Source organism: Deltaproteobacteria bacterium PRO3 (genome assembly GCA_030263375.1).
Lineage (GTDB): Bacteria > UBA10199 > UBA10199 > DSSB01 > DSSB01 > DSSB01.
Genome location: SZOV01000055.1, coordinates 1 through 22,932 on the forward strand (window position 1 = coordinate 1; position 22,932 = coordinate 22,932).

19 protein-coding genes are annotated in these 22,932 nt (G+C 63.3%); 9 read left to right on the plus strand and 10 right to left on the minus strand.

What is annotated here, in order from left to right; translation table 11 throughout:
* Window positions 1-67 precede the first annotated feature (67 nt).
* The gene (locus FBR05_09485; protein MDL1872427.1) at window positions 68-1,081 is read right to left on the minus strand and encodes a hypothetical protein; all 1,014 of its coding nucleotides are present in this window, start codon (window positions 1,079-1,081) and stop codon (window positions 68-70) included.
* A gap of 75 nt (window positions 1,082-1,156) precedes the next feature.
* Here FBR05_09485 and FBR05_09490 point away from each other — a divergent pair, with 75 nt between their 5' ends.
* Window positions 1,157-2,212 (plus strand): glycosyltransferase family 2 protein, encoded by a 1,056-nt coding sequence (locus tag FBR05_09490; GenBank protein ID MDL1872428.1) that lies wholly within the window; start codon window positions 1,157-1,159, stop codon window positions 2,210-2,212.
* 8 nt (window positions 2,213-2,220) lie between these two features.
* Here the strand turns inward: FBR05_09490 and FBR05_09495 are convergent, their stop codons facing one another.
* A complete protein-coding gene (locus tag FBR05_09495) occupies window positions 2,221-3,414 on the minus strand; it encodes a PQQ-dependent sugar dehydrogenase (protein MDL1872429.1) in 1,194 nt (397 codons plus the stop codon).
* Between the two features lie 177 nt (window positions 3,415-3,591).
* On the opposite strand from FBR05_09495, the gene FBR05_09500 reads away from it, so the two are divergent.
* Window positions 3,592-3,897 (plus strand): hypothetical protein, encoded by a 306-nt coding sequence (locus FBR05_09500; protein ID MDL1872430.1) that lies wholly within the window; start codon window positions 3,592-3,594, stop codon window positions 3,895-3,897.
* 118 nt (window positions 3,898-4,015) lie between these two features.
* Window positions 4,016-5,749, plus strand: coding sequence for a peroxidase (locus FBR05_09505; protein ID MDL1872431.1), 1,734 nt, complete (start codon window positions 4,016-4,018; stop codon window positions 5,747-5,749).
* 46 nt (window positions 5,750-5,795) lie between these two features.
* On the opposite strand, the gene FBR05_09510 is transcribed toward FBR05_09505, so the two are convergent.
* Together FBR05_09510 and FBR05_09515 are read right to left on the minus strand one after the other, a co-directional pair.
* Window positions 5,796-7,256 (minus strand): GNAT family N-acetyltransferase, encoded by a 1,461-nt coding sequence (locus FBR05_09510; protein ID MDL1872432.1) that lies wholly within the window; start codon window positions 7,254-7,256, stop codon window positions 5,796-5,798.
* Window positions 7,247-9,424: a hypothetical protein gene (locus FBR05_09515; protein ID MDL1872433.1), complete on the minus strand. Its 2,178-nt coding sequence runs from the start codon at window positions 9,422-9,424 to the stop codon at window positions 7,247-7,249. The genes FBR05_09510 and FBR05_09515 overlap by 10 nt, the downstream gene beginning before the upstream one ends.
* Window positions 9,425-9,627: 203 nt before the next feature.
* On the opposite strand from FBR05_09515, the gene FBR05_09520 reads away from it, so the two are divergent.
* On the plus strand, window positions 9,628-10,896 hold the full coding sequence (locus tag FBR05_09520; GenBank protein MDL1872434.1) for an ABC transporter permease: 1,269 nt from the start codon (window positions 9,628-9,630) through the stop codon (window positions 10,894-10,896).
* Window positions 10,897-10,940: 44 nt separating this feature from the next.
* Window positions 10,941-12,404, plus strand: a complete 1,464-nt coding sequence (locus FBR05_09525) for a potassium/proton antiporter (GenBank protein ID MDL1872435.1) — start codon at window positions 10,941-10,943, stop codon at window positions 12,402-12,404.
* A 56-nt stretch (window positions 12,405-12,460) separates the two neighbouring features.
* On the opposite strand, the gene FBR05_09530 is transcribed toward FBR05_09525, so the two are convergent.
* From FBR05_09530 to FBR05_09540, 3 genes are read right to left on the minus strand one after another with little or no spacing between them, the layout of a single operon-like run.
* Window positions 12,461-13,498: a hypothetical protein gene (locus FBR05_09530; GenBank protein MDL1872436.1), complete on the minus strand. Its 1,038-nt coding sequence runs from the start codon at window positions 13,496-13,498 to the stop codon at window positions 12,461-12,463.
* Window positions 13,499-13,510: 12 nt separating this feature from the next.
* The gene (locus tag FBR05_09535) at window positions 13,511-14,287 is read right to left on the minus strand and encodes a hypothetical protein (protein MDL1872437.1); all 777 of its coding nucleotides are present in this window, start codon (window positions 14,285-14,287) and stop codon (window positions 13,511-13,513) included.
* 3 nt (window positions 14,288-14,290) lie between these two features.
* Window positions 14,291-14,698: a hypothetical protein gene (locus tag FBR05_09540; protein MDL1872438.1), complete on the minus strand. Its 408-nt coding sequence runs from the start codon at window positions 14,696-14,698 to the stop codon at window positions 14,291-14,293.
* Between the two features lie 118 nt (window positions 14,699-14,816).
* Here FBR05_09540 and hemL point away from each other — a divergent pair, with 118 nt between their 5' ends.
* Both hemL and FBR05_09550 read left to right on the plus strand, forming a co-directional pair.
* Window positions 14,817-16,115, plus strand: a complete 1,299-nt coding sequence (gene hemL, locus FBR05_09545) for a glutamate-1-semialdehyde-2,1-aminomutase (GenBank protein ID MDL1872439.1) — start codon at window positions 14,817-14,819, stop codon at window positions 16,113-16,115.
* Between the two features lie 3 nt (window positions 16,116-16,118).
* Window positions 16,119-17,357: a hypothetical protein gene (locus tag FBR05_09550; protein ID MDL1872440.1), complete on the plus strand. Its 1,239-nt coding sequence runs from the start codon at window positions 16,119-16,121 to the stop codon at window positions 17,355-17,357.
* Window positions 17,358-17,434: 77 nt separating this feature from the next.
* Here FBR05_09550 and FBR05_09555 read toward each other — a convergent pair whose 3' ends face one another.
* The 3 genes from FBR05_09555 to FBR05_09565 all read right to left on the minus strand — a co-directional run bounded on the left by FBR05_09555 (window position 17,435) and on the right by FBR05_09565 (window position 19,824).
* Window positions 17,435-18,151 (minus strand): hypothetical protein, encoded by a 717-nt coding sequence (locus tag FBR05_09555; GenBank protein MDL1872441.1) that lies wholly within the window; start codon window positions 18,149-18,151, stop codon window positions 17,435-17,437.
* Between the two features lie 180 nt (window positions 18,152-18,331).
* On the minus strand, window positions 18,332-18,748 hold the full coding sequence (locus FBR05_09560) for a peptidylprolyl isomerase (GenBank protein MDL1872442.1): 417 nt from the start codon (window positions 18,746-18,748) through the stop codon (window positions 18,332-18,334).
* Window positions 18,749-18,777: 29 nt separating this feature from the next.
* Window positions 18,778-19,824, minus strand: coding sequence for a zinc-binding dehydrogenase (locus tag FBR05_09565; protein MDL1872443.1), 1,047 nt, complete (start codon window positions 19,822-19,824; stop codon window positions 18,778-18,780).
* A 188-nt stretch (window positions 19,825-20,012) separates the two neighbouring features.
* Here FBR05_09565 and clpS point away from each other — a divergent pair, with 188 nt between their 5' ends.
* Together clpS and clpA are read left to right on the plus strand one after the other, a co-directional pair.
* Window positions 20,013-20,330, plus strand: a complete 318-nt coding sequence (clpS, locus tag FBR05_09570) for an ATP-dependent Clp protease adapter ClpS (GenBank protein ID MDL1872444.1) — start codon at window positions 20,013-20,015, stop codon at window positions 20,328-20,330.
* 163 nt (window positions 20,331-20,493) lie between these two features.
* Window positions 20,494-22,782, plus strand: a complete 2,289-nt coding sequence (gene clpA / locus FBR05_09575) for an ATP-dependent Clp protease ATP-binding subunit ClpA (protein MDL1872445.1) — start codon at window positions 20,494-20,496, stop codon at window positions 22,780-22,782.
* The last annotated feature ends 150 nt before the right edge of the window (window positions 22,783-22,932 follow it).

The following is a 22,932-nucleotide window of genomic DNA, read 5'->3' on the forward strand; positions in this document are numbered from 1 at the left end:
AATCCAGGTGGACTCCGACTTCGGCGGGACCCTGGGCAAGCTCGTCGTCTTGACGGCGTTAGTCGCCCTAATCGCGGCTTCCTACGCCGTTTATGCCAGGTATTATCTTTAAAGACGCCATGGCCTCTTGCGGTGTGGAAAGAACGAAGTCCCTCGCCCGCGGGCGGGACAGGAGGTAGTTCAAGTTTTTTTTGATGTTGCGCAGGAAGTAAGGCCGCAGCACGGCCTGGGAGTGGTTCAGCAAGACGAGGTACGGGAACTCCATCGAGGCCAAGAGGCGGTCCACGACTTGGCGAAACAGGAGGGGCTCCTGAAAGAGATACAAAGTAATCCACGGCCGCTCCAAACGAATTCCGTGGATCAGAAGACGGTAAAGCCGAAAGGCCAAGCCGGGCAAGCCGACGGCCTCCCCCCGACTCACCGGGATCATCCACATCCCTTCCCGGCGATCCGGATCCGGCTTTTTGAAATCGGCTCGACTCGGCAGGTAAGGCCTCTGGGGCATGCCGCGCAAATCCGGTATCCAACCCGAATGTCGCTCCCATCGCCTCAGCCCGCGATAACCTTCCTGACCCGGCTCCAGGGTCAAATCGAAACGCACGCCGGAGGCCTCCAACTGGGCGGCCGCCTCCTGGCTCATCCAGGCGTCACCGCCGCGGAAGGATTCGCAAGGCCGGCCCAAGGCGCGGCGGAAGGCCGCCAAGGAGCTCGCCAAACAATGCTCCACCCAGCGCGTATTGCCGTGGTCGACGACCCAATGACGGCGCTCCGGGTCCCAGCGGTAGAAATGGACGTGCAGCCCGATCTCGTCCCCACGGCGGCGCAAGTCCTCGACCATCTCGGGATAGCGGTCGACGATCCAGGTCGCCGAGCCGTAAACCCGCTCGACCTGCGGGTCCATGCGGAAATACCAGGAAAAATGCGCCGGCGCCCCGGTGGCCTGCTCCCATTGCTCGCGCCAGAGGCGGGACAGCTCGTAGGTCCGCTCGCAGCCCCGCCAGGCCAAAGGTCTTTGGGGATTCAACCGGCGCCGGTCCGGCTCCACATCGATGCATTGCACTACGGGAATTTTCCCACCCATGACGGAAGGCTTTAATCAAAAGAAGCTGGATCCTCAAGGCAAGAAAAGGGTAGAGAAAGGAAGGTACCGGCCTCCATGAGGGAAAACAAACAAACCTGCGACATCGTCATCGTCAACTACAACGCCGGGGCCAAGGTGCTGGACTGCCTGGCCTCCGTCTTCGCGTCCCTGCCCGAGACCTGCGCCGTGTGGGTCGTGGACAACGACTCTTCCGACGGCAGCGGCGAGGCCATCGCCAAACAATTTCCCCAAGCGCGGCTCATTCGGTCGGGGGACAACCTCGGTTTCGGCGCCGGTTGCAACTTGGGGGCCCGTTACGGCGAGAAAGATTTTATCGTCTTCCTCAATCCCGACACCCGGGTGGAAAAGGGCTGGCTGGAAGGCCTGCTGGCCCCCTTGCGGGCCGACGCCAAGGTCGGCCTCTCCACCCCCAAAATCCTTTTGACCCATCGCCCCGACCGCATCAACGCCTGCGGCAACTCGGTCCACTTCACCGGCATCACCCTCTGCCGAGGCCTGGGAGACAGGAAGGAATCCTTGGACCGCCCGGAAGAGGTCGGCGCCGTCTCCGGAGCGGCGCTGGCGGTGCGCCGGGAGCTGTTCGATAGCCTGGGCGGCTTCGACGAGGACATGTTTCTCTACATGGAGGTCACCGATCTCTCCTGGAGGGCGCGGCTCTCGGGGCACACCTGCGTGTTCGCTCCGACGAGCATCGTCTATCATGATTACCGATTCCGCGTTTTCCCCCAAAAAATCTTTCTGCACGAGCGAAACCGCTACCTGATGCTCTTGAAAAATCTGAAGTGGCCGACGCTGCTCCTGCTGCTGCCCTCGCAGTTGTTGGCGGAGCTGATCGCCTGGGGCTTCGTGATTTGCAGGCAGCGCGGCTCGTTTCTAGACAAGTGGCGGGCCTACCTCTGGGTCGGCGCCAATTGGCGCTTCATCATGAAAAAACGAAAGACCAACCTGAGCCGCCGCAAGGTGCGGGACCGAGAGATATTGAAAAACACCGATTCCGGGATCCCCTTCCGACAACTCAAGGAGGGAAATCTGTCCTCCATCGCCCGCCTCGTCTTCAACCCGCTATTTTTTCTGTATTATCGATTTTCCCTGGCCTTGACCTGGTGGTAGGAAGACCCTCACAAATCCCTGAGCCTCAAAATTCGCGGCGAACCAAATAGCGAGACGGCGTAGATCGCGCCGTCCCGGCCGACCTTCATCGCCGTGATCCCCGTGAAATGAGCCACATGCCGATCGTGGACTATCTCTCCCGACAGGTCGAACTGCAGCGCCCTCACCCAACCGGCGAAAAATTCTCCGTAGAGCAGGCTGTGGTCCAAGGCTCCTTGGTAGGCTGGACCTTGATAAAAAACGCCTGCGATCACGGTCTTCGCATCGACCGGCTCCCCTTCCGGGTCTTGATCGATAAAGGAAGTGTCCTGAAAGGCATATCCGTGGATGGGACCGGTGATGCCGGGTACGTCGGTCGGGCCTTCGTTCCAGGGCCAACCGAAGTTCAGGCCGGGCCGCTTCGCAAAATTGATCTCTTCGAAGGTCTTGGCGCCGACGTTGGCGATAAAAAGGCCGCCGTTTCCGGCCGTCATGGTGAAGGGATTCCGGAGCCCTTTCGCGTAAACCTCCACGGATCCCGAGGGGCCGAGGTGCAGCAGCTTCCCGAGCAGGGAGCCGTCGTCCTGGGGATCTCCGGGCGCGATCGGGCTGGTGCCGCTGTCCCCGGTCGCCAAGAACAAATCTTTCCCGAGGAAGGCCATGCCGCCGCCGTAATGCCCAATCTGGGTGGTGACACCCGGCACGTCGAGTACTTTTTCCCGGCGCCGGATCTCGATTTCGGCGCCCAGCTCGAGCTCCAACTTTTCGAGGCGGGCGCAGCGCCGCACATCGCAGGGCGGCGAAGGATCCGGGAACCCTGGAGTAAAATAGACGTAAACTTCTCCGGTATTGGAAAAGTCCGGTGAAAGCTCGATGTTTTGAAGACCGAAGTCGTTCGCGACGTCGACGCCGTCAATCCGCGCGTCGTCGATGACGAGAAGCTCTTCCGTGAGCAGGAAGAGCTCTCCGGCCCTGGAGGCGACCAACCACCGGCCGTCCGGGAGCTGTTGCAGGTCGATCAACTCCGAACCAACCCCATCGCTCACTTCTTCAAAAATGAATTTCGGAAACTCCTCGCCGGGCGCTTCGGGTTCGGCCCCCGTATCGGTTTCCGCTTCTGAATTGAAGTCGGGAGGATCTTCGAAGCCGACGGCCTGCTGTCCGCAACCCGCCGTGAATGTCAACCCGACGAAAAATAAAAATTTCAGGACCCTGCTTTGCATCTAGGTGACGATCCTACAAAATTACCGATTAAAATCAAAATCCTTAATCAATAAGTCATGCCCAATGAGTCGCGGGAACCGGGCCTGCCATGCTGCGCGCCGGCAGGACCGAAGGTTTTTTCCCGACACGCGCGTAACACCCCAAAACGAACCTCAACCCTCGACAAGGAGTTTACGATGAAATTCACCCGTCTCGCCCTCGCTTTGCTGACACTCGGCGCCACCCCCGCACTGGCCCTTGCCTGCCCCGGCGGCAATCAAGGCCCGCCGCCTGAGGCGACCGCGGCCTGCAGCGGCGCGGCGCAAGATCAGGCCTGCAGCTTCGAGGCCCCGCACGGAACCGTCTCCGGGACCTGCCAGGACATCCAGGGCCAAGTCGCCTGCGTCCCCGCGGGAGGGCCGCGACAAGGCGGTCCGGGCGGAGGCCAAGGCGGACCCCAGGGTCCCGCGGCTCCCGGCGGACAAGTTCCTCAAGGCGCTTAGCCTCCTTCACTACCTTACCTAACCTAAACTTCATCACCCGTTCCTACGGGGAAGGGCCGCCCGTCGCCGAGCGCGACGGGCGGCCTCCTCCGCGGAAAACGGAGAATGCGAGGATGTCATGAAACGACTCATCTCAAAGGGGAATCTATGGTTTCGAGGGCTCGGCGCCCTCTTGCTGTTGTTCGTCGCGAACTGCGGGAACTCGCCCTCGGAAAGCGCCGCGGCGGTTGAGGAATCGGCGGCCGCCCTCTCGGGCCAAGACTCGGCCGGCGCGGGCGAAGGCCGTGAAAACGCCGGACCCGAGGCGGAAGCTGCGGACAAAACCGAGGCCCCCGAGGCCCGCAGCATCGATGGCAGCGGCAACAACCGCCACCAAACCCTATGGGGAAGCGCCGGCATCCGCCTCGAGCGCCTGGCCCCGCCGGCCTATGCCGACGGCGTCTCCGAGCCCGGCGGCGCGGAACGCCCCAACCCCCGGGCCGTCAGCAACGCCATCGTAGCGCAGGACGAATCCATCCCCAACGCGCGCGGGCTCTCCGCCTTCATGTTCGTCTGGGGCCAATTCTTGGACCACGACCTCGACCTCAGCATGACCGACCCGAACGACCCCTTCCCGATCGAGATCCCCCTGGGCGATCCCTTTTTCGACCCCTCGGGCAGCGGCGAGGCGACGATGGCCTTCTCGCGCAGCGTCTTCGATCCCGAGACCGGCTCGTCGAGCGACAAGCCCCGGCAGCAAGTCAACGCGCTGACGGCGTGGATCGACGGCTCCCAGGTCTACGGCTCCGACGCCGCCCGCGCGGCCTGGCTGCGCAGCGGGGTCGGCGGAAGGCTCAAGACGAGCGAGGGCGATCTGCTCCCCTTGAACGACGGCAGCCAGGCCAACGCGCCTTCCAACTCCTCCGACTTTTTCGTCGCCGGCGACCTGCGGGTCAACGAACAGACCGCCCTCGCCGCCATCCACACCCTCTTCGTCCGCGAACACAACCGGCTCGCGGCCGAGCTTCAAGAAAGGCACCCGGATTGGGACGACGAGCGCCTTTATCAAGAAGCGAGGCGTTGGGTGGGGGCCTTCCTGCAGTCGATCACCTTCCACGAATTTCTGCCGGCGCTCTTAGGGAAGGAGGCCATCGGGCCCTATCGGGGCTATGACCCGACGCTCAACCCCAACATCCTCAACGAATTCTCGACGGCCTTCTTCCGCGTCGGCCACACGATGCTCACCAGCGAAATTCCCTTGCTCGACGAGAACGGGCAGAGCCTCCCCTCTGGAGATCTCTCGCTGCAGGACGCCTTTTTCAACGTGGAGCTTTTGAAAGAACAGGGCCTGGACCCGCTGCTGCGGGGCCTAATGGCCCAAGCGATGGAGGAGATCGACTCGCACGTGGTCGCGGAGGTCCGCAACTTCCTGTTCGGCGCCCCCGGCTCCGGCGGGCTGGACCTCCCCTCGCTCAATCTGCAGCGGGGCCGCGACCACGGCCTCCCCGACTACAACACCCTGCGCGTCGCCTTGGGGCTTGAGGCCGTCTCGGATTTTTCGGAATTGTCTTCGGACCCCGAGGTGCAGGCGGCGTTTCGCGAGGTCTACGCCTCGATCGACGACGTCGACCCCTGGATCGGAGCGCTCTCCGAAGACCACATCGAGGACGCCGGCGTCGGACCCACCCTCCACGCGGCCCTGCTCCGGCAGTTCGAGGCCCTGCGCCACGGAGACCGTTTTTGGTACGAAAACGACCCGGCCTTCAGCCGCGAGGATCGCCGCAGGATCGCCGAAACGCGATTGTCGGATATCATCCGGAGGAACTCCGGCGTCACGGAGGCCCAAGCCAAGGCCTTCCAGGTCCCGCGGTGAGGCGCGGGCTCGCGAAGGACGTCGCGCGTCCCCGAGTCGCCGAGGCTCATGCCTTGGCCAGACGCAGCCGGCGCAGCCATTTGCGCTTCGCATCCTGGGGGACCCTCGCGGCGAGGCGCACCAGCCAACGCTTGAGCGGAGGCAGGCGCACGGCGCCCAAATCCATGAGGTGGTTCACCGCGGGCGCCCACAAGAGGAACCAGTTCAGCTTGGAGGCGATCTTTCCCGCGGTCACCTCGGCGACGTCGAAGACCACCAGATGGAGCGTAAGGCCTTCCATGGGATGCGTCACGGTGCGGTTCATCGGCCTGGCACCCAGCTTGATATACAGGGGAACCAAGTTTTCCTCGCACTCCACGATGACGTAACGCTGATGGCTTTGGTGGGCGATCTTATACGTGAGGTAAACCAAGAGGAGAAAGATGTCCCCGCGGCGGAAGTTCTCGTTGGTGGCAAAACGCGAGGCCTCCACGAAGCCACCCTGCCAGTATTTCGGCTCGAGGTCGGAAAACTGGGCCACCTCGCTGAGTCTCCGGTCGCCGTTGTTGAAGATCAACCGCCCCGTCCCGACGATCCTCCCCATCACCTTGACGGTCATGATCAAGGAATGCGCGTCGAAGCGGTCTTTCAGCTTCAGGGGGTCGATATCGGGATCCAGCTTGGAGGTCGATTTTCCCACGTAGGCCCGCTTGCGCAGCTCGAGGCAGGCGCGTTCGTCCGCCTCATCGAAGACCATGCCCACCTCGGCGCCGTAGCGATACTCCGGGACGGGCAGGTGCAAATTCTTGAATAGATCCAAAGGATGGTCCTTCAGGGTCATGCCCAGGTGCCGGCTCAGCAGGCGCCGGTAGCGGTCGCTCATCTTCTTAATCTCCACCTGGACGACTTGATGGGATTCTTGGATATAGGTTCGGACGATCTGACAATGCACCATGACGCTTCCGATCGCGGGGAAATGGATCTCCAGGTCGAGGTGCTCGCCCACCTGCAGGAGGTTCATCCGGTTCAATTTCTCGCTCAAGACCAAGCCGTGGGCGAAGACCCCGATGACGGAAAAGACCAGGCCCTCGCTGATGAACCAAGGGTGCCTCCCGCAGGCGGTCGCGAAGGACTCGGTCGTATCCAGCTCGAGAATCTCTCCCAAGGCGTAGGGATCCTTGGTGCGGATCTTCTCGTTTTCGATTCCCAAGAAGCAAAAATCGTAAGTATGCGCCTCCGCGTCGCAGCGGTTCAGGATGGCCCGGACCCAGATGTCGAAATCGCCCTCCTTGGCGTAGGCCTTGATCAGGTATCTCTCCCCGAACAGGAGCGGGACACTGAGCTGCCGGATTTCCAGGCGGCAGAAGCTCAGGTTGAGCTCCAGGACCTTGGGCTCCTCGGCTACGACCGACTGGTCCAGCGCGAGGATTTGCAGGGTCTCCGCGGCCAGCCAAGGCAGTCCCGAACCCTTGGGTTGCGACTCCGCAGGAACGGCCTTCCCGGACGGCGGCGGACTTTTCATGAACATAACGGTTTCTCCTTGTCCGAGTTCGTTTCCAGCCCCGTTTGGGGCGAGAGACCTCGCTCCTCCGGGCGCCGCCGCTCCGCCTCCCGAAATCTTTCGACGACCTCGAGGACGAGATCGCTCTTTCCGGGATGGCTGGCCAAAAAGCTCCGGATCTCCTTTCGATAGGTGGGATGCCGGATCGGCTCGGCGAAGCCCAGCCGAAACAGCATCACCTGGGCATTGTCCCGGAAGCTCAAGTCCGCAAACAGCTCCTGGTACTCCTCGAAGGTCTCCCGCAGCATGGCGCGGTGCCGATCCGAAAATGACGACTCCCCTTCCAATTGCCAGCGCAGCAAGAAGAGGGACAAGGAAGCCATCGGTTGCATCGCCAGGCCCAATCGCGTCGCCGTCAGCCAGACGCGCTGGAGGGCCATCCCGCCCCTGAACAGATCCCCGGCCTCGAATCCCGGGACGGAGAGGAGGCCGATCGCGGAGGAGGATTTCGCCAGGAGGTAGCTCTGGAAAGGCACCACGCGGGAGAGGCCGCACTTGTTGAGCAGGTTCATCACCCTCCAGGAGCGGGTGGACTTGAGAAAGAGGTTGCCGAGGGTCCCCGCCTCCAGGTTGCCCAGCGGAAAGCCGTCCAGTTTTTGCTCGGCTTCCTCTGGGGAGAACCGGATCATCTTATAGAGGTGCTCATGCAGCTCGGGGTGCTCGGTCCGGATGCGGTCGGCCTTGAAGATCAGCCTCGCCAGGGAATTCACCTGACCCTGCCCGCTCAGGAGGCGCAGCCGGGAGAAGCCGTCCTCGCCGGCCGCGGCGGCCAGCTCCACGAGCTGCCTCGAGTCCAACTCGGCGCGGCGATACATCTTCCGATTGGTGTGACGCCGCCAGATGGAGGGAAACAAGGGATGTCCCTCGGACGCCCCCGGCTCCAAACGAATTTCCCCGAAAAAATCCGGACCGGGGAGATCGGAATCTGTCTCGATGCGGACGGAGAGCCCCAATTCCTGTGCGGCGATCGCCGCGTTCTGCAGGGCCGCGCCGCAGGAAATGACCGAGGCCAGGTGGCGGACGTTGAAAAAGGAATGGTCGGCGTCCCGGTCGATGCCGAAGGCGACGGCATCTTTCCCCGGGGAGAATTTCCAGGGCTGTGCGTTGTCCCCGCTGGGAGCGCGGACCGCCGCCTTCAGCAGGAACTCCATGGCGCCCTTGCCCAGGCCGCCGTTCGCCCATGCGACCTCGGGTGGCGCCGGAGCGGCGGGTAACGCCGCGCCGCTCCTCCTCTTCAAGACCGCCTTCAGGACCTTGATCTTGAGCCGCTGCAGCGGGTTCCGATTCCCGAAGCGCAGGCGGCCGCGCCGGTATTTCCGCGAAAAGGGATCGAACTGAAAATAGGCGGGGACGGGCTGGATCTTGCCTCGCTTCAACACGATGCGGACGGTCTCGGTCGCGGCCATCCCGCTGCAGATCGCGCAAGCGATCGCCAGGGAAGGCCCCGCCTTTTTGTTCAGGTCCACCCGGGAGAGGTCCATGTATTTCAAGTGCGTCGGGCTCGGCGCCAAACCCATCGCAAAGGAAAGATGTTGGTCCTGGGCCTCGCGGATCCTCGCGACGTCGAAATATTCGTCGAAGCTCATCCCCTCGTACGGCGAAAAGACCAGGAGGGCCGAGCTGAAGCCCATCGGCCCGGCGGTGACTACGTATATCCCCTTTTCCCGCGCCTTGTTAAACAGCAGTCTCCGAACCGGAAAGTTGAAAAAGTCCAGGCCGTCCAGCACTACGGCGACTCCGTCCAGGAAGGCGTCGACGTTCGACTCGGCAAGCCCCTCGGGAAATTTTTGGATCTGCAAATAGGGATTGATCTCGAGGGCGTCCTGCGCCATCACGTCCAGCTTCTTTTTCCCGAAGCTGGAGACTCGAGCGCCGGCCTGGCGATTGAGGTTGGCGGGCTCGAAGGTGTCGAAGTCGGAGAGGTGAAACCGGGTGAAACCCGTCCTCACCAGGGTCAGCAGGTGATTGCCACCCACTCCGCCCATCCCCGGAATGGCGATCTTCGCTCGGGAGAGGATATCCTGCTCCGCCGGAGTCACCAGGCCGATGTTCCTGGAAAAGGCCTCCCGGAGGAATTTTTCCTCCGAAAGAAGGCCACGTGCGGCCTGCGACCCGAACGGACCGGTCGAATCAATGATTTCCCCGGTTCCCAACAACCCTACCCCCTACCGCCGGTATAGACAAATGCACCGCCGGCGGTACCTATTCCCCTGAAAGCCTGATGCGGAAATGATAGGCGCCCGAGGAAAAGGCTTCAACATGCAAATCCCATTTCGCGTCGAATTTTTTTGCCCAACGCCGGGGCCTGCCTTCATAATATTCCTTGCGGGGGTGCGCCATGAGTAAAATCCTAAAACTCCTGAAGATCTCGTGGAGAAATGTCTTCCGCAATCGCCGGCGCAGCACCCTGACCCTCATGATCCTGGTCAGCGGCTCCTCCTGCCTCCTGGCGATGGGCGGTTTCCTCGACGACCTTCTGTGGAACCTGCGGGAGACTACGATCCACGGTCAACTGGGGCATTTCTTGGCAAGCCCCAAGGGTTATTGGGAGCGCGGTTCCAGCACGCCCTTCAACTTCCTCATTAAAGACGCCGACCGCGTCCAAAGGGCCTTCGCAGCGGCCGTCCCCGATTCCTACTCGGTGCCCCGGATCAAGTTCGGCGGCCTGCTGAGCAGCGATTCGGACGGCGTCTCGGTGGTGGCTCTCGGCGTCGACCCGGCGGCGGAGCAGAGGATGGGGAGCTACGTCAACCCCGGCCTCAAGCGGCCGGTCACCAACGTCGTGCAAGGGAAGGACCTCGACGCGAACGACCCTTACGGCATCTTGCTCGGCGAGGGCTTGGTGAAGATGCTCAACCTGAAGGTCGGCGACAGCGTGACCTTCATCTCGACGCGGCCCGAGGGGGCCATCGACGGCTCGACCTTCCGCGTCCGCGGCGTGTTTCAGACGATCATCAAGGACGTGGGCGAGCGGCTGGTCAAGCTGCCCTTGAAGACCGCCCAGGAGATCCTCGGCATTCCGAATCAGGTGAACAGCTTCTTGATCGTCCTCCAGGACACAGACCTGACCGAGCCCACACGGGCCGCGCTCGCCAATGACAAGTCCCCGGAGCTCGCGGGCCTGGAGATCCTGCCTTGGAGCGAGCAGAGCATCTACTACAACCAGTCCAAGGACTTCCTCGACAACCTCTTCCTAATCGTCAAGGTCGTCATCAGCCTGATCTTCATCGTCAGCATCGCGAACACGGTCAACATGGCCCTCTTCGAGAGGATGAAGGAATACGGCACCATGATGGCGATCGGCAATTCCCGCTGGACCATCTTCAACATGATCGTCTTCGAGGCGGTCATCCTGGGGCTGGTGGGTTCGCTCTTCGGACTGCTCGTCGGCTACGGCATCACCCGGGCGATCACAGGGCTGCAGCTCCAGATCCCGCCGCCGCCGACGACCGGCGCGAACGACTGGTTTTTTATCAATTTCCTGCTGACGCCGAGGCTCTTCGTCCAAGTGTTTTTGATTTCCTTCTTGTCGGCCGTCGTCTCGGCGATCCTACCGGCCTATCGGGCCTCGCATATCCGGATCGTCCAGGCACTCGGCTACGTCTAGGGCTTTGCCTTAAAAGACTTGGTCCCGCGCGATCGAGACGTTAGATTACCCGCGTGCCATCGCTGGAACACATCCTGCTCGCCGCCGGGTCGCTGCTCGTCCTCAGCATCCTCGCCAGCAAGGCCACCGGCCGCTTCGGCGTGCCGGCCCTGCTGATCTTTCTCGCCATCGGCATGCTGGCCGGCTCGGACGGGCCGGGCGGTATTTACTTCGACGACGACCAGGCGGCGCAATCGCTGGGCGTTCTGGCGCTCGCCTACATCCTGTTTTCGGGCGGCCTCGAGACCCAATGGAAGGAAATCCGGCCCGTCCTCGCACCGGGGCTGACCCTGGCGACCTTGGGCGTACTATTCACCGCAGCCGTCCTCGCCCTCGCCGTGAAACACCTACTGAACTTCTCCTGGCTGGAGGCCTTCCTGCTGGGCGCCATCGTCTCCTCCACCGACGCGGCCGCCGTATTCTCGGTGCTCCGCTCGCGCAACGTCGGCTTGAAGGGCAACCTCAAGCCCCTGCTCGAGCTCGAGTCCGGCAGCAACGACCCGATGGCGGTCTTCCTCAGCCTGGGCCTGATCGAGCTGATCAAGAATCCCACATTCTCGCTGTGGCAGCTCTTTCCCTCCTTTCTGGAGCAGATGGCCTTGGGCGTCGTCTTCGGCTACGCCCTGGGCCGCGGCGCGGCCTGGGCGATCAACCGCATCCGGTTGAACTACGAGGGGCTCTATCCCGTCCTGACGCTCTCGCTGGTGCTCGTCACCTACGGTCTGACGGCCGTTGTGGGCGGCAACGGCTTTCTCGCCGTCTATCTGGCGGGGATGGTCCTCGGCAACCAACGCCTCCTGCACAAGAAGAGCCTCACCCACTTCCACGACGGACTGGCCTGGCTGATGCAGATTGCGATGTTCCTCACGCTGGGGCTCTTGGTCTTCCCGTCCCAGCTGCCGGCGGTAATCCCGGTGGGGCTATGGACCTCGCTCGCACTCATCTTCGTCGCCCGGCCGCTCGCGGTCTTTTTCTGCCTGATCGTGTTCCGCTTCGACCTCCGCGAGAAGGTATTGCTCTCCTGGGTCGGATTGAAGGGAGCGGTGCCGATCATCCTCGCCACCTTCCCGCGGCTGGCCGACATCCCTCAGGCCGACACTATCTTCAACCTGGTCTTCTTCATCGTCCTGACCTCGGTCCTGCTCCAGGGAACCACCATCCCCTTGGTCGCGCGGTGGCTCGGCGTGCAGATCCCGATGGTGCCGGCGCGGGCCCGGCCCCTGGACTTCGAGCCGATCGCCGGCCAAGACACCGACCTGACCGAGCTGTTGGTGCCCTATCAATCGCCGGCGGCGGGTAAAAAGCTGGTCGACCTAGGCTGGCCCGCGGAATCGAGGATCACGTTGATCGGGCGCGGGGAGGAATTTTTAGTTCCCAGCGGGGAAACCTCTCTTGAGGCGGGGGATGTCCTGCTCACCCTGCTCCAACCCAAGGACCTGCCGCGGATTCGAGGCATCCTGGAGGGATAAAAAAAAGCCCTCCGTCTCGCGACGGAGGGCCTTGAAGAATTTTCCGCTAATCCTGCTTAAGGGGCCGAAGGCGCCGTCTCGGGCGTGCCGGGGACCGCCGGCGCCGGGGCGCCCATCCCTTCGTCCATGCCCATCGGCATGGCGCCCTGCTTCTGCTTGGCCTTGTTGGCCAGGTCTTCGACCGTCGCCTGGTCCAGCTTCAGCGCGAGGACGACCTTGTTTTCCTTCGCGTCGATGGAGAGACCGCCCAGGATCTTGCCCAGCTCGGGGCTCTTGCTCGCCACCGATCCGCCGAACAGGGTCTTGTAGGAATTGGCCATCGTCATCATCTGCTGCGCGTCTTCCTTGCTGCCGGTGATGACACCCAGGTCGAGAGTCAAGTTTTGATTGTAGTCGAGGGCCAGGTCGAGGGCCTTCACCGACTCGAGCGAGCTGAGCGGGTTGCCCATGCCGCCCCCGCCGCCCGCGGGGATGGAGCCCGGAGGGATGGTCGCCACGGCCCAGACCATCTTGCCCTTGTCGAGGCCGTTGATCAGGTCCATCACTTCTTTGTTCTTCTCGACGGAATCGCCCTTCTTCTTGGCCAGATCGAGAGCCCGCTTCACCGAATCCTTGCTGCCGAAGACCGCCTGGCTGTCCAGCATCGCCACCGCGATGTCCGGATCCTTGGAGGTGCTGTAGATCTTCACGCCGTCATAATCCTCGTTGGTCATGGTGGCGCCGCTCTTCTGGGCCTGGTCGCCCATCTGCTTGACCATGGCGGCGGTGTCGAGCTTGCCGCTGACGACGCCGACGAAGTCCTTGGGAGAGCCGCCCATCGGGGTCGCCTTCACGCCCAAAACCAAGTTGTCGACGTCCTTGAGAAAGGGCTGGGCCTCGGGGGGAACTCCCTCCAGCAGCTTAGCGCCCATCGGCGATTCTTGGACCTTCTTCCAGTTGACCCCGACGACGACGTTGCTGTCGGAGGGAATCAGGGTCAAACCCTCTTGCTTGCCGACGCCGGCCTTGCCGCAGCCCTTGCCGCAGCCGGCGAGGCCGAGGCCCGCGACCAGGGCGAGGGCGAAAAAGCGAAATTTGCTCGAACGTAAGTTCATATCAGGAGGCTCCTATGATTGGTTTTGAGCCCCACCCAATCCGAAAAAGCGACCCAGGAACCGGGTGAGACCGTCACGTGCCCGGGCCGCCTTGCGGCCGAGATCGGGCAACTCTTGGAACAGCTTGGGACGACGCAATAATTCTCGGGCCAGGCGCAAGGGCTTTACCCCGGCGTTGTCGTCGAGGAAGGGCCCCGTGTCTGCCAATTCGTCTTGGAGGGCATCTACGATAAATCGGACGGTGACAGAAGCGATTTTTTTGGGGCCGGCGGCGGCCTCCCGGAGGATCGCCGCGCTCTCCATGTCGACCGCGGTCGCCCCCGTCTTGGCCCCCAGCAGCTCCTTGTCCGCGCCTTTCAGTACAGGCTTTGGGGAGGTCAAGAGAACTCCCAGCCGGGCGGGGATGTCGGCCAGCCGCAGGGCCTCCTCGGCCTTGCGCAGCAGGGGCAGGTCGCAGAGCGCTCCGCCCTGGGGCTCGTCCACGAAGGCGCAGCGTTCGGCCAGCACGGCGTAGCCGCAGGCCAATCCGGGCTGCAGGGCCCCGCAATACCCGGTCGAAACCAGGTGAGTCACGGGGTATTGGGCGAAGAGGAAGCGGGCCGCCTCGCCCGCGCGCTCCGGGCCCATGCCGGTCACCGCCAGCAAGGCCTCCCGTTCGCCGAGGCGCCCCTCTGTCACGGTGAGATGGCGGTAACGGGTTTGGGCGCCGCCGCGAAAATGCGCACGCAAGGCGGCCGCCTCATGCGGCAGCGCGACGGTGACGGCCCAAAGCTCGCGGAGATCGGACAAGGGCTAGAAACTCTGGGTGGGCGGAGGCACCACGGGGCAGGCGCCGGAGAGGACGGCCGTGGCCTGGCCTTCTTTCTGGTCGTCTTCCTTGCTGGTGGCGATGACGGTGACCTGAACCGCGGGCGGTGGATTGGTGTCAGGGGCGGTGTAGAGGCCGTTGGCGTCGACGACGCCGTTGACGTCCCCGCCCAGAACCGACCAATTGACCGCGGCGTTGTCGATGCCCTGGTCGACGTCGTCGATGAAGATGCGGGCGTTGAATTGCTGAGTGGTCCCGGGGGCGACGGCCGCGCAGAGCGGCTCGACCTGGATGCCGATCTTGGCGAAGTCGGAGCTGCTGCAAGCGGCGGCGCCGAACAGCGCCGTAAGCGTCAGAAGGGAAAGTCGAATCTTGGAGAGTTTGCGCGCCACGCGGGGCCTCCTTCGAAGGGTGCGAATTTCGGGCGATCCTAATGAGGCCCCCGGGGCCTGTCAATTTAAAAGCTCCGGTTTGACAAGTCGCGAAGCGGGGGGTTAGGAATCTAGGCCCATGGCCCTCAAGCAATCGGAAAAACTCTTCGCCGCGGCGAAGAAACTCTTCCCCGGCGGCGTGAACAGCCCGGTCCGCGCCTTCCAGAGCGTCGGGGGGCATCCCCTCTTCATCACCCGGGCCTCGGGCGCCTATCTCACCGACGTCGACGGCAACAACTACATCGACTACGTCGGCTCCTGGGGCCCGATGATCGCGGGCCACGCCCACCCCAAGGTCGTCGAGGCGATCCAAGCCGCCGCCGCCCAGGGCACCAGCTACGGCGCACCCTCGCCGCTGGAGGTGCAGATGGCCAAGCAGCTGATGCGCCACCTGCCCAGCCTGCAGCGCCTGCGCTTGGTCAACTCCGGCACCGAGGCCGTCATGGGCGCGCTGCGCGCCGCGCGCGGCTTCACCGGGCGTCCCAAGATCCTCAAGTTCGCCGGCTGCTACCACGGACACGCCGACTACCTGCTGGTCAAGGCGGGCTCGGGCGCCCTCACCCATGGGCGCCCCGACAGCCTGGGCGTCCCCGAATCCTTCGTCGAGCACACCTTGATCGCGCCCTACAACGACCTGGCCGCCGCCGAAAAATTGGCGCGGCGACACCGCAAGGACCTCGCGGCCGTCATCGTCGAGCCCGTCGTCGGCAACATGGGTTGCGTGCTCCCCAAGCCGGGATTCCTCGAGGGATTGAGGAAGCTCTGCGACGCGACCGGCGCCCTGCTGGTCTTCGACGAGGTCATGACCGGCTTCCGGGTGCACCCGGGCGGGGCGCAGGGCCTCTTCGGCATTCGCCCCGACCTGACGACCTTGGGCAAGGTCATCGGCGGCGGCCTCCCGGTGGGCGCCTACGGCGGGCGCGCCGACGTGATGAAGTGCGTCAGCCCCGAGGGCGGCGTCTACCAGGCGGGAACCCTGTCGGGAAACCCCGTCGCGATGGCGGCGGGCTTGGCCACGCTCAAGCTCATCTCCACCCCCAAGGCGCACGCCAAGCTGCTGCGCAAGACGGAGCGGCTCGCCAAGGGCATCGCCGAGGTGGCGCAGCGGGCGCGCTGCCGGGTGCAGGTGCCCTACGCCTGCGGGATGCTGAGCCTGTTTTTTTCCGGCCGCCCCGTCGAAAACTTGGACGACGCCATGGCAAGCCAAGGGGCCCTGTTCCGCCGCTTCTTCCACGAGATGCTCGCGCGGGGCGTCTACCTGCCGCCCTCGCCCTACGAGGCCTGGTTCGTCTCGCTGGCGCACGGCGAAAACGAGCTCGCCAAGACCTTGCGCGCCGCCAAGGACAGCTTTCTCACCCTCGCGCAGGAAAACGGATAAGCCATGGGAAAGCTCGCCATCGTCCTCTCGGCGGGCGGCGCCCGCGGCGCCTACGAAGCGGGCGTGCTGTATTACGTGCGCAAGGGCCTGCCGCCCAAGACGGCGCGCAAGAACTTCAGCATCAAGGTCGGGACCAGCGTCGGCGCGATCAACACGGCCGCGATGGCAGCCCTGGCCGACGACACCGACAAGCAGGCCGAGAAGATCAAAGAGGTCTGGTTTTCGATCCGCCAAGAGGACGTCTACCTGCGGGACTTCGGGGCCGCGACGCATTTTCTGGGCTCGACGGTCGGCGGCATCATGCGCAATCTTTTGACCTTCAACCCCTTCCAGCTGACCCGACGCAAGGGGCCGCACTTCAATTCCTTCCTCGACACCAGCCCCTTGCGAGAATTCTTGAAAAAAATCCTGCCTTGGGACGCCATCACCCGGAACGTCGAAGCGGGGCCCATCGACGCGGTGGCCTTGAACGCCACCAACCTGCGCAACGGCCGCCATGAGCTCTTCGTCAAGCGCAAGCCGGGCGTCGTCTATCAGGGCCACTATCCCTTCCATGACGTCGATTTGCACGTCGACCACGCGATGGCCTCGGCGGCGATCCCGATCGTCTTCCCGGCGATCAAGGTCGACGGCACCTATTACGCCGACGGCGGGCTCCGGCTCTTCACCCCGATGTCCCCGGCGATCCAGCTGGGCGCGAGCTCGATGCTGGTGGTGGGCCTGCGCTACCGCTCGCCGATCATGGAAAAGCTGAAATTCAAAAAAGACATGAAAGAGCCCACCATCGCCCTGCAGCTGGGCCGCCTGCTCAACGGCGTCTTCCTCGACCGCATCGAGTATGACATGGAGCAGCTGGAGCGGATCAACTCGATCGTCGAGACCAGCGAGAAGGTCTACGGCGCGGATTACTTGGAAAAACTCAACAAGCGGATGGCGAAGGACGGCCTGAAGGTCGACATCGCCAGCCGCGGCCTACGCAAGATCCGCGCCCTCGAGATCAAGCCCTCGCAGTCGATCAGCGGCCTCTTCCTGCGCTGGACGCACAAGGCGCGCAAGCAGTTCAAGTTTACCGCCCTCGAGAAGCTCCTGTTCCGCCTGCTCGACATCGACCCCGCCACCGGCAGCGATCTCTTGAGCTACCTCACCTTCGCCCCCGCCTACCTCCAGACCCTCTTCGACTTGGGCTACGAGGACGCCAAACAGCATCGGGAGCAGATTATCGATATTATGAACGGGGAGTAGCCAGAAAAAACGCAGCCGGACCGGAGGGAGGTCCGGCCCGACTGCTCAGGGTTTAGGGCAGGTAGAAGATATGTCCTTTAAGCCTTGCGTCCTCGACGGCGCACGGCGCCGATCGAGAGAAGGGCGGCGGCTGTTAACCAGGCGACAGTGTCGCCGGCTTTCACGCCGAGACCCGGGCTCAACGCACAGCCGCCGCCGACATCGGGCAAGGCGCCGACGCGAGCACCCGAACCGCCCTCTTCCTCGGCCCCGTCGCCGCCGATACCGCCCGCACCGCCACCAACGCTGCCGGTATCGCCATCGCTGTTTTCCACTTGAGTGGATTCATCCAGCAGGTTCAAAAGCTTCAAATTTCCATTCTCATCCAGCACCAGGGAAGTAAGGTTCCCGAATCCCTCCGGCAACTCCACGCTGTCAACCACGCCCGTCAGCGTATCCACCAACTCCAACTGATTGCCCGCGAACATTTCGACGCAATCCTCGGGATCCAGTTGTATGTCGGCATCTAGGCCCACTAACTCTTCAAAGGAAGTCGTCGCGGCCAGCACCTCGTCGGCGCTGTCGAGGTCCAGCTCGAGCAGCGAGGCCAGGGTGGCCAGCACGTTTCCTTCCAAAGTCAGCTTGTCGGTCGGCAGGATGTCTAAGAGAGAGCCCGACGGGACGATGGTAACGGCGCAATTCCCCTCGTCGATACGGGTGACCGAGCTGATGTGGGCCCCGGGCACGAGGGCCCCGGCCGGGGCGGCGAAGGCAAAGCCAAAGATCGCGGCCAATATGGTGATAAAAGTTTTCATAATCCCCTCCTTGTGGCGCGACCCCCCCTTCGGGAAGGTCATGATTTGTGACGCTTCCCTTACCCTTTCGCTTAGAAAGCAAAGGCCGTGCCCATGATGGGATTATGATGATATATTATTGAATTTATTAAATATTTAATAAAACGCCAAAAAAAGACTCAACCATCAGGTAACAATTAGTTACCGCTGATCGATGGACAACAGCTCGACCTCGAAGCGCAGGTCCATCCCCGCATAAGGATGATTGGTATCGACGATGTAATAGGCCCCGGTGACGTCGATGACAGTGGCGGGTGGCGCGGCGGGATCGCCGCTCACGCGGAACTGCTGGCCGATCTGTAGGTCCGGTTTAGGCACCTGCTCGCGGCTCAGCTTCATCACGCGACCTTCCTCGCGGGAGCCGAAGACATGATCGGAGGGGACGGAGATCTCGGCCTTGTCGCCGGGCTTCAGCTTCAGGATGCCATCCTCGAGCTCCGCCAGGATCTGCCCGGCCCCTTCGACGAAGCTCAAGGGCTGGCGATCGCGGGTGGAATCCATGACCGTCCCGGCGGGGTCGTAGAGGGTGTAGTGGACGGTGAAGACGCGCGGATTCATGTGGCCTCCTTCGAAAAAAAACCAGCCGCTCAGGGGATGACTGCCAGTTTCAGCGGGTTCGACTTCTCCCCCTTGCGAAACACCTCGTGGATCCGGTCGAGGCTGTACTCGCCGACGACCAGGCCTTCGGGACGGATCTTGCCCGAGCTCAAGTACTCTACCGCCTTTTGGAAATAGGCGGGCGTGTGGTGAAAGACGCCGAAGAGCTGCAGCTCTTCGTAATGGACGCGGTAGGTGTCCAGCTTCACCTCCGTCCCCTTGGCGCAGCCACCGTAGAAGCAGACCCGGCCGCCCGGACGGGCCAGATCGCAGGCCAACTCCCACATCTCGGGGAGGCCGACGGCCTCGATCACCAGGTCGGCGCCCCGCCCTTCGTTCAGCAAGGCGCGCGTCTTGGCGAGGGCGTCGACATCGTGGGTCAGGCTAACGACCTCCGCGGCGCCCAAGGCCTTGAGGTTTTGCAATTTTTCCGGATCGCGGGCAACCGCCACGAGGCGCAGTCCGTGCAGCTTGGCGAGCTGGACGAAGAGCACGCCCATCGGCCCCGCCCCAAGCAGGAGCATCGTCTCGCCTGCCTTGGGCGAGACCTTCTCGAAGGCGTTGAGGACGCAAGCCAACGGCTCGCCGAGCGAGGCAGTCGTGAAGGGAAGCGCGTCGGGGATCTTGTAGAGGTTCACCTCGGCGATGCGGCGCGGCACCAGGATGTAATCCGCGTAAGCGCCGTTGAGAAACTGCAGGTCCTCGCAGAGGCTGTAAGCCTGCCGCTGGCAGTAGAAGCATTGGAAACAGGGGGCCGAATTACCGACCACCACGCGGTCGCCCTCGCGGAAGCGCGCGACGCCCGCGCCCAGAGCGGCGACGGTGCCCGACATCTCGTGGCCGAAGGGTCCGGGGATTTCCTTGATGAGCCGCGGATGCCCGCGCTTGAAGGTCTTGAAGTCCGTGCCGCAGGTCAGGGCCGCACCGATCTTCACCAGGACCTCGCCGGGCCCGGGCGCGGGCACGTCGACCGTGTCGAGCCGGATCTCTTCGGGTGCGTACCAGCGCGCCATGCGCATTTGCCGGGGGATCGCCATCCGGGCCCAGGCTTAACCAGGGCCCGGGGAATGTCAAGGCGGAGCAAGTGTCGATTGCCCGGGGGTCGAAGCGCCTAACTTGGGGAACCAATTAAGATTTTATCGACATAAGCCGTCGACGCCTGCCCCCTCGACACGGAAACCGGCCCGGCTTGCAGGATAGCGCCCCGGTCGCATATAAAGGAGGCATGGGACGAGAGGAAAAACACGACCGCGAGGGCCGTACCGCCACCAAGACCCGCAGCCAAGTCAAGCGGCCGACCATGTTCAAGGTGGTGCTCCTCAACGACGACTATACGACCATGGAGTTCGTCGTCGAGGTCCTGCAGAAATTCTTCCAAAAGACCGTCGAGGAGGCCACGCGCATCATGCTGCACGTGCACTACAAGGGAACGGGCGTCTGCGGAATCTACCCTCGGGAGATCGCCGAGACCAAGGTGTCCCAGGTAATCGACTATTCCCGAAAGCACGAATATCCCTTACAATGCACCATGGAGGAAGCGTAGGGTTTATGAAGGTGCGTCGGAATATCGGTGGAGATTTGAACGGGGCCTGTCCGGTCTGTACCCCCACCGTGCTCGCAAGCTTCGCGCGGCCGGGGACCCCCGCCCGGCCACCCATTCAATTCCCCACCGATATTCCGACGATTATTTTTTTGGAAGATTTAAAATGATCAGCAAAGAACTGCAAAACTCCCTCAACCTCGCCTACACCGAGGCCAAGAAGCGGCGGCACGATTACCTGACGCTCGAGCACGTGCTCTACGCCCTGCTCCAGGACGGCGGAATCATCAAGATCATCCACGCCTGCGGCGGCAGCGTGCAGAAGCTGCTCAAGGACCTCGAGCGCTTCTTCGACGACCAGTTGATCGCCGCCGGCGGCGAGGGCGAGACCGAGATCCACACCTCGCTGGCGGTGCAGCGGGTCCTGCAGCGCGCCTTTTTTCACGTCCAGGCCTCCGGGAAGAGCGAGGTCACGGGCGCCAACGTCCTGGTGGCGCTGTTCAGCGAGAAGGACAGCCACGCGGTCTACTTCCTCGGCAAGCAGGGCATCCACCGCCTCGACGTGGTCAGCTACATCTCGCACGGGATCAGCAAGCTGCCCGGCGAGACGGAAGAGCCCGAATTCGGCGCCTCCGGCGGCGAGGAGGGCGAGGAAGAGGCCGCGCCCGGCGGCGACGTCCTCGAGCGCTTCGCCGTCAACCTCAACCAGAAGGCCCGCGAGGGGAAGATCGACCCCCTGATCGGCCGCGAGCAGGAGCTGGAGCGCACCATCCACGTCCTTTGCCGCCGCCGCAAGAACAACCCGCTCTACGTGGGCGAGGCGGGCGTGGGCAAGACCGCGATCGCGGAGGGCCTGGCCCTCAAGATCCACAACAAGGACGTCCCCGAGCTGCTGGCCGACGCCACCATCTACGCCCTCGACCTGGGCGCCCTGCTCGCCGGCACCAAGTTCCGCGGCGACTTCGAGCAGCGCCTCAAGGCCGTGCTCGCGCGCCTCAAAAAAGAGGAAGGCGCGATCCTCTTCATCGACGAGATCCACACCCTGATCGGCGCGGGCGCCACCACCGGCGGGACGATGGACGCCTCTAACCTGCTCAAGCCGGTTCTCGCCTCCGGCGACCTGAAGTGCATCGGTTCGACCACCTACCAGGAATACAAGGCCTTCGAGAAGGACCGCGCGCTCAGCCGCCGCTTCCAGAAGATCGACGTCCCCGAGCCCAGCGTCGAGGAGACGATCAAAATCCTGAAAGGCCTCAAGTCGCGCTTCGAGGCGCACCACCAGGTGCACTACACGCAATCCGCGCTGGCGGCGGCCGCGCAGCTTTCCGCAAAATACCTGAACGACCGCCACCTCCCCGACAAGGCGATCGACGTGATTGACGAGGTCGGCGCCGCCCTGCGCCTGCGGCCCAAGTCCCAGCAGAAAAAGACCGTCACCGCCCAGGACGTCGAGGCAATGATCGCCAAGATGGCGCGCATCCCGCCCAAGACCGTCTCGCTCACCGACAAGGAGGCCCTGCGCCACCTCGACCGCGAGCTCAAGCAGCGCGTCTTCGGCCAGGAAAAGGCGATCGAGCAGCTCGCCTCGGCGATCAAGCTCTCGCGCTCGGGGCTGGGCCCGGCGGACAAGCCGATCGGCTCCTTCCTGTTCTGCGGCCCCACCGGCGTCGGCAAGACCGAGCTCAGCAAAGAGCTGGCGCGCGTCCTCGGCATCCAATTCCTGCGCTTCGACATGAGCGAGTACATGGAGAAGCACACCGTCTCGCGCCTGATCGGCGCGCCGCCGGGCTACGTCGGCTTCGACCAGGGCGGCCTGCTCACCGACGCGATCAACCAGAAGCCCCACGCCGTGCTGCTGCTCGACGAGATCGAGAAGGCGCATCCCGACCTGTTCAACATCCTCTTGCAGGTGATGGACTACGGGACGCTCACCGACAACAACGGGAAGAAGGCGGATTTCCGCAACATCATCCTGATCATGACCACCAACGCGGGCGCCCGCGACCTGGCGAAGAAGTCGATCGTCATCGAGAACGCCGCCGGCTCGCAGGGCCACGACATGAAGGCGATCAAGGACCTGTTCAGCCCCGAGTTCCTCAACCGGCTCGACGCGATCGTTCCCTTCTCGCAGCTCGACACCGCGACGGTCCTGCACGTCGTCGAGAAGTTCTTGGCCGAACTCGAGATGCAGCTGCTGGAAAAGAAGGTCGACCTCGAGGTGAGCGGCGAGGCCAAGGAATGGCTGGCGAAGAACGGCTACGACGAGAAGTACGGCGCCCGCCCGCTCAACCGCCTCATCCAAGAGAAGATCAAGCGCGTCCTCGCCGATGAAATCCTCTTCGGCCGCCTCGAAAAGGGCGGAACGGTGGCGGTCGGCGTGCGCGACGGCGAGCTCGGCTTCGAGTACCACCCGCGCGTCCACGCGCCCGAGACGGCCGAGCTGGAATCGCAATAAGAAATTTCCGAATGCCCGCCGCTAGGAGGTCCAGCGCTTCGAGACCCGGTTAAATTCCCGTTTCACTTGTTGGTAGAGTTCTTCCGCGTTCTGCGGAAAGTTTTGCAGGGCCCGCATGCCGCGGTTTTTCAGCCGCAGCAGGAAGCTGCG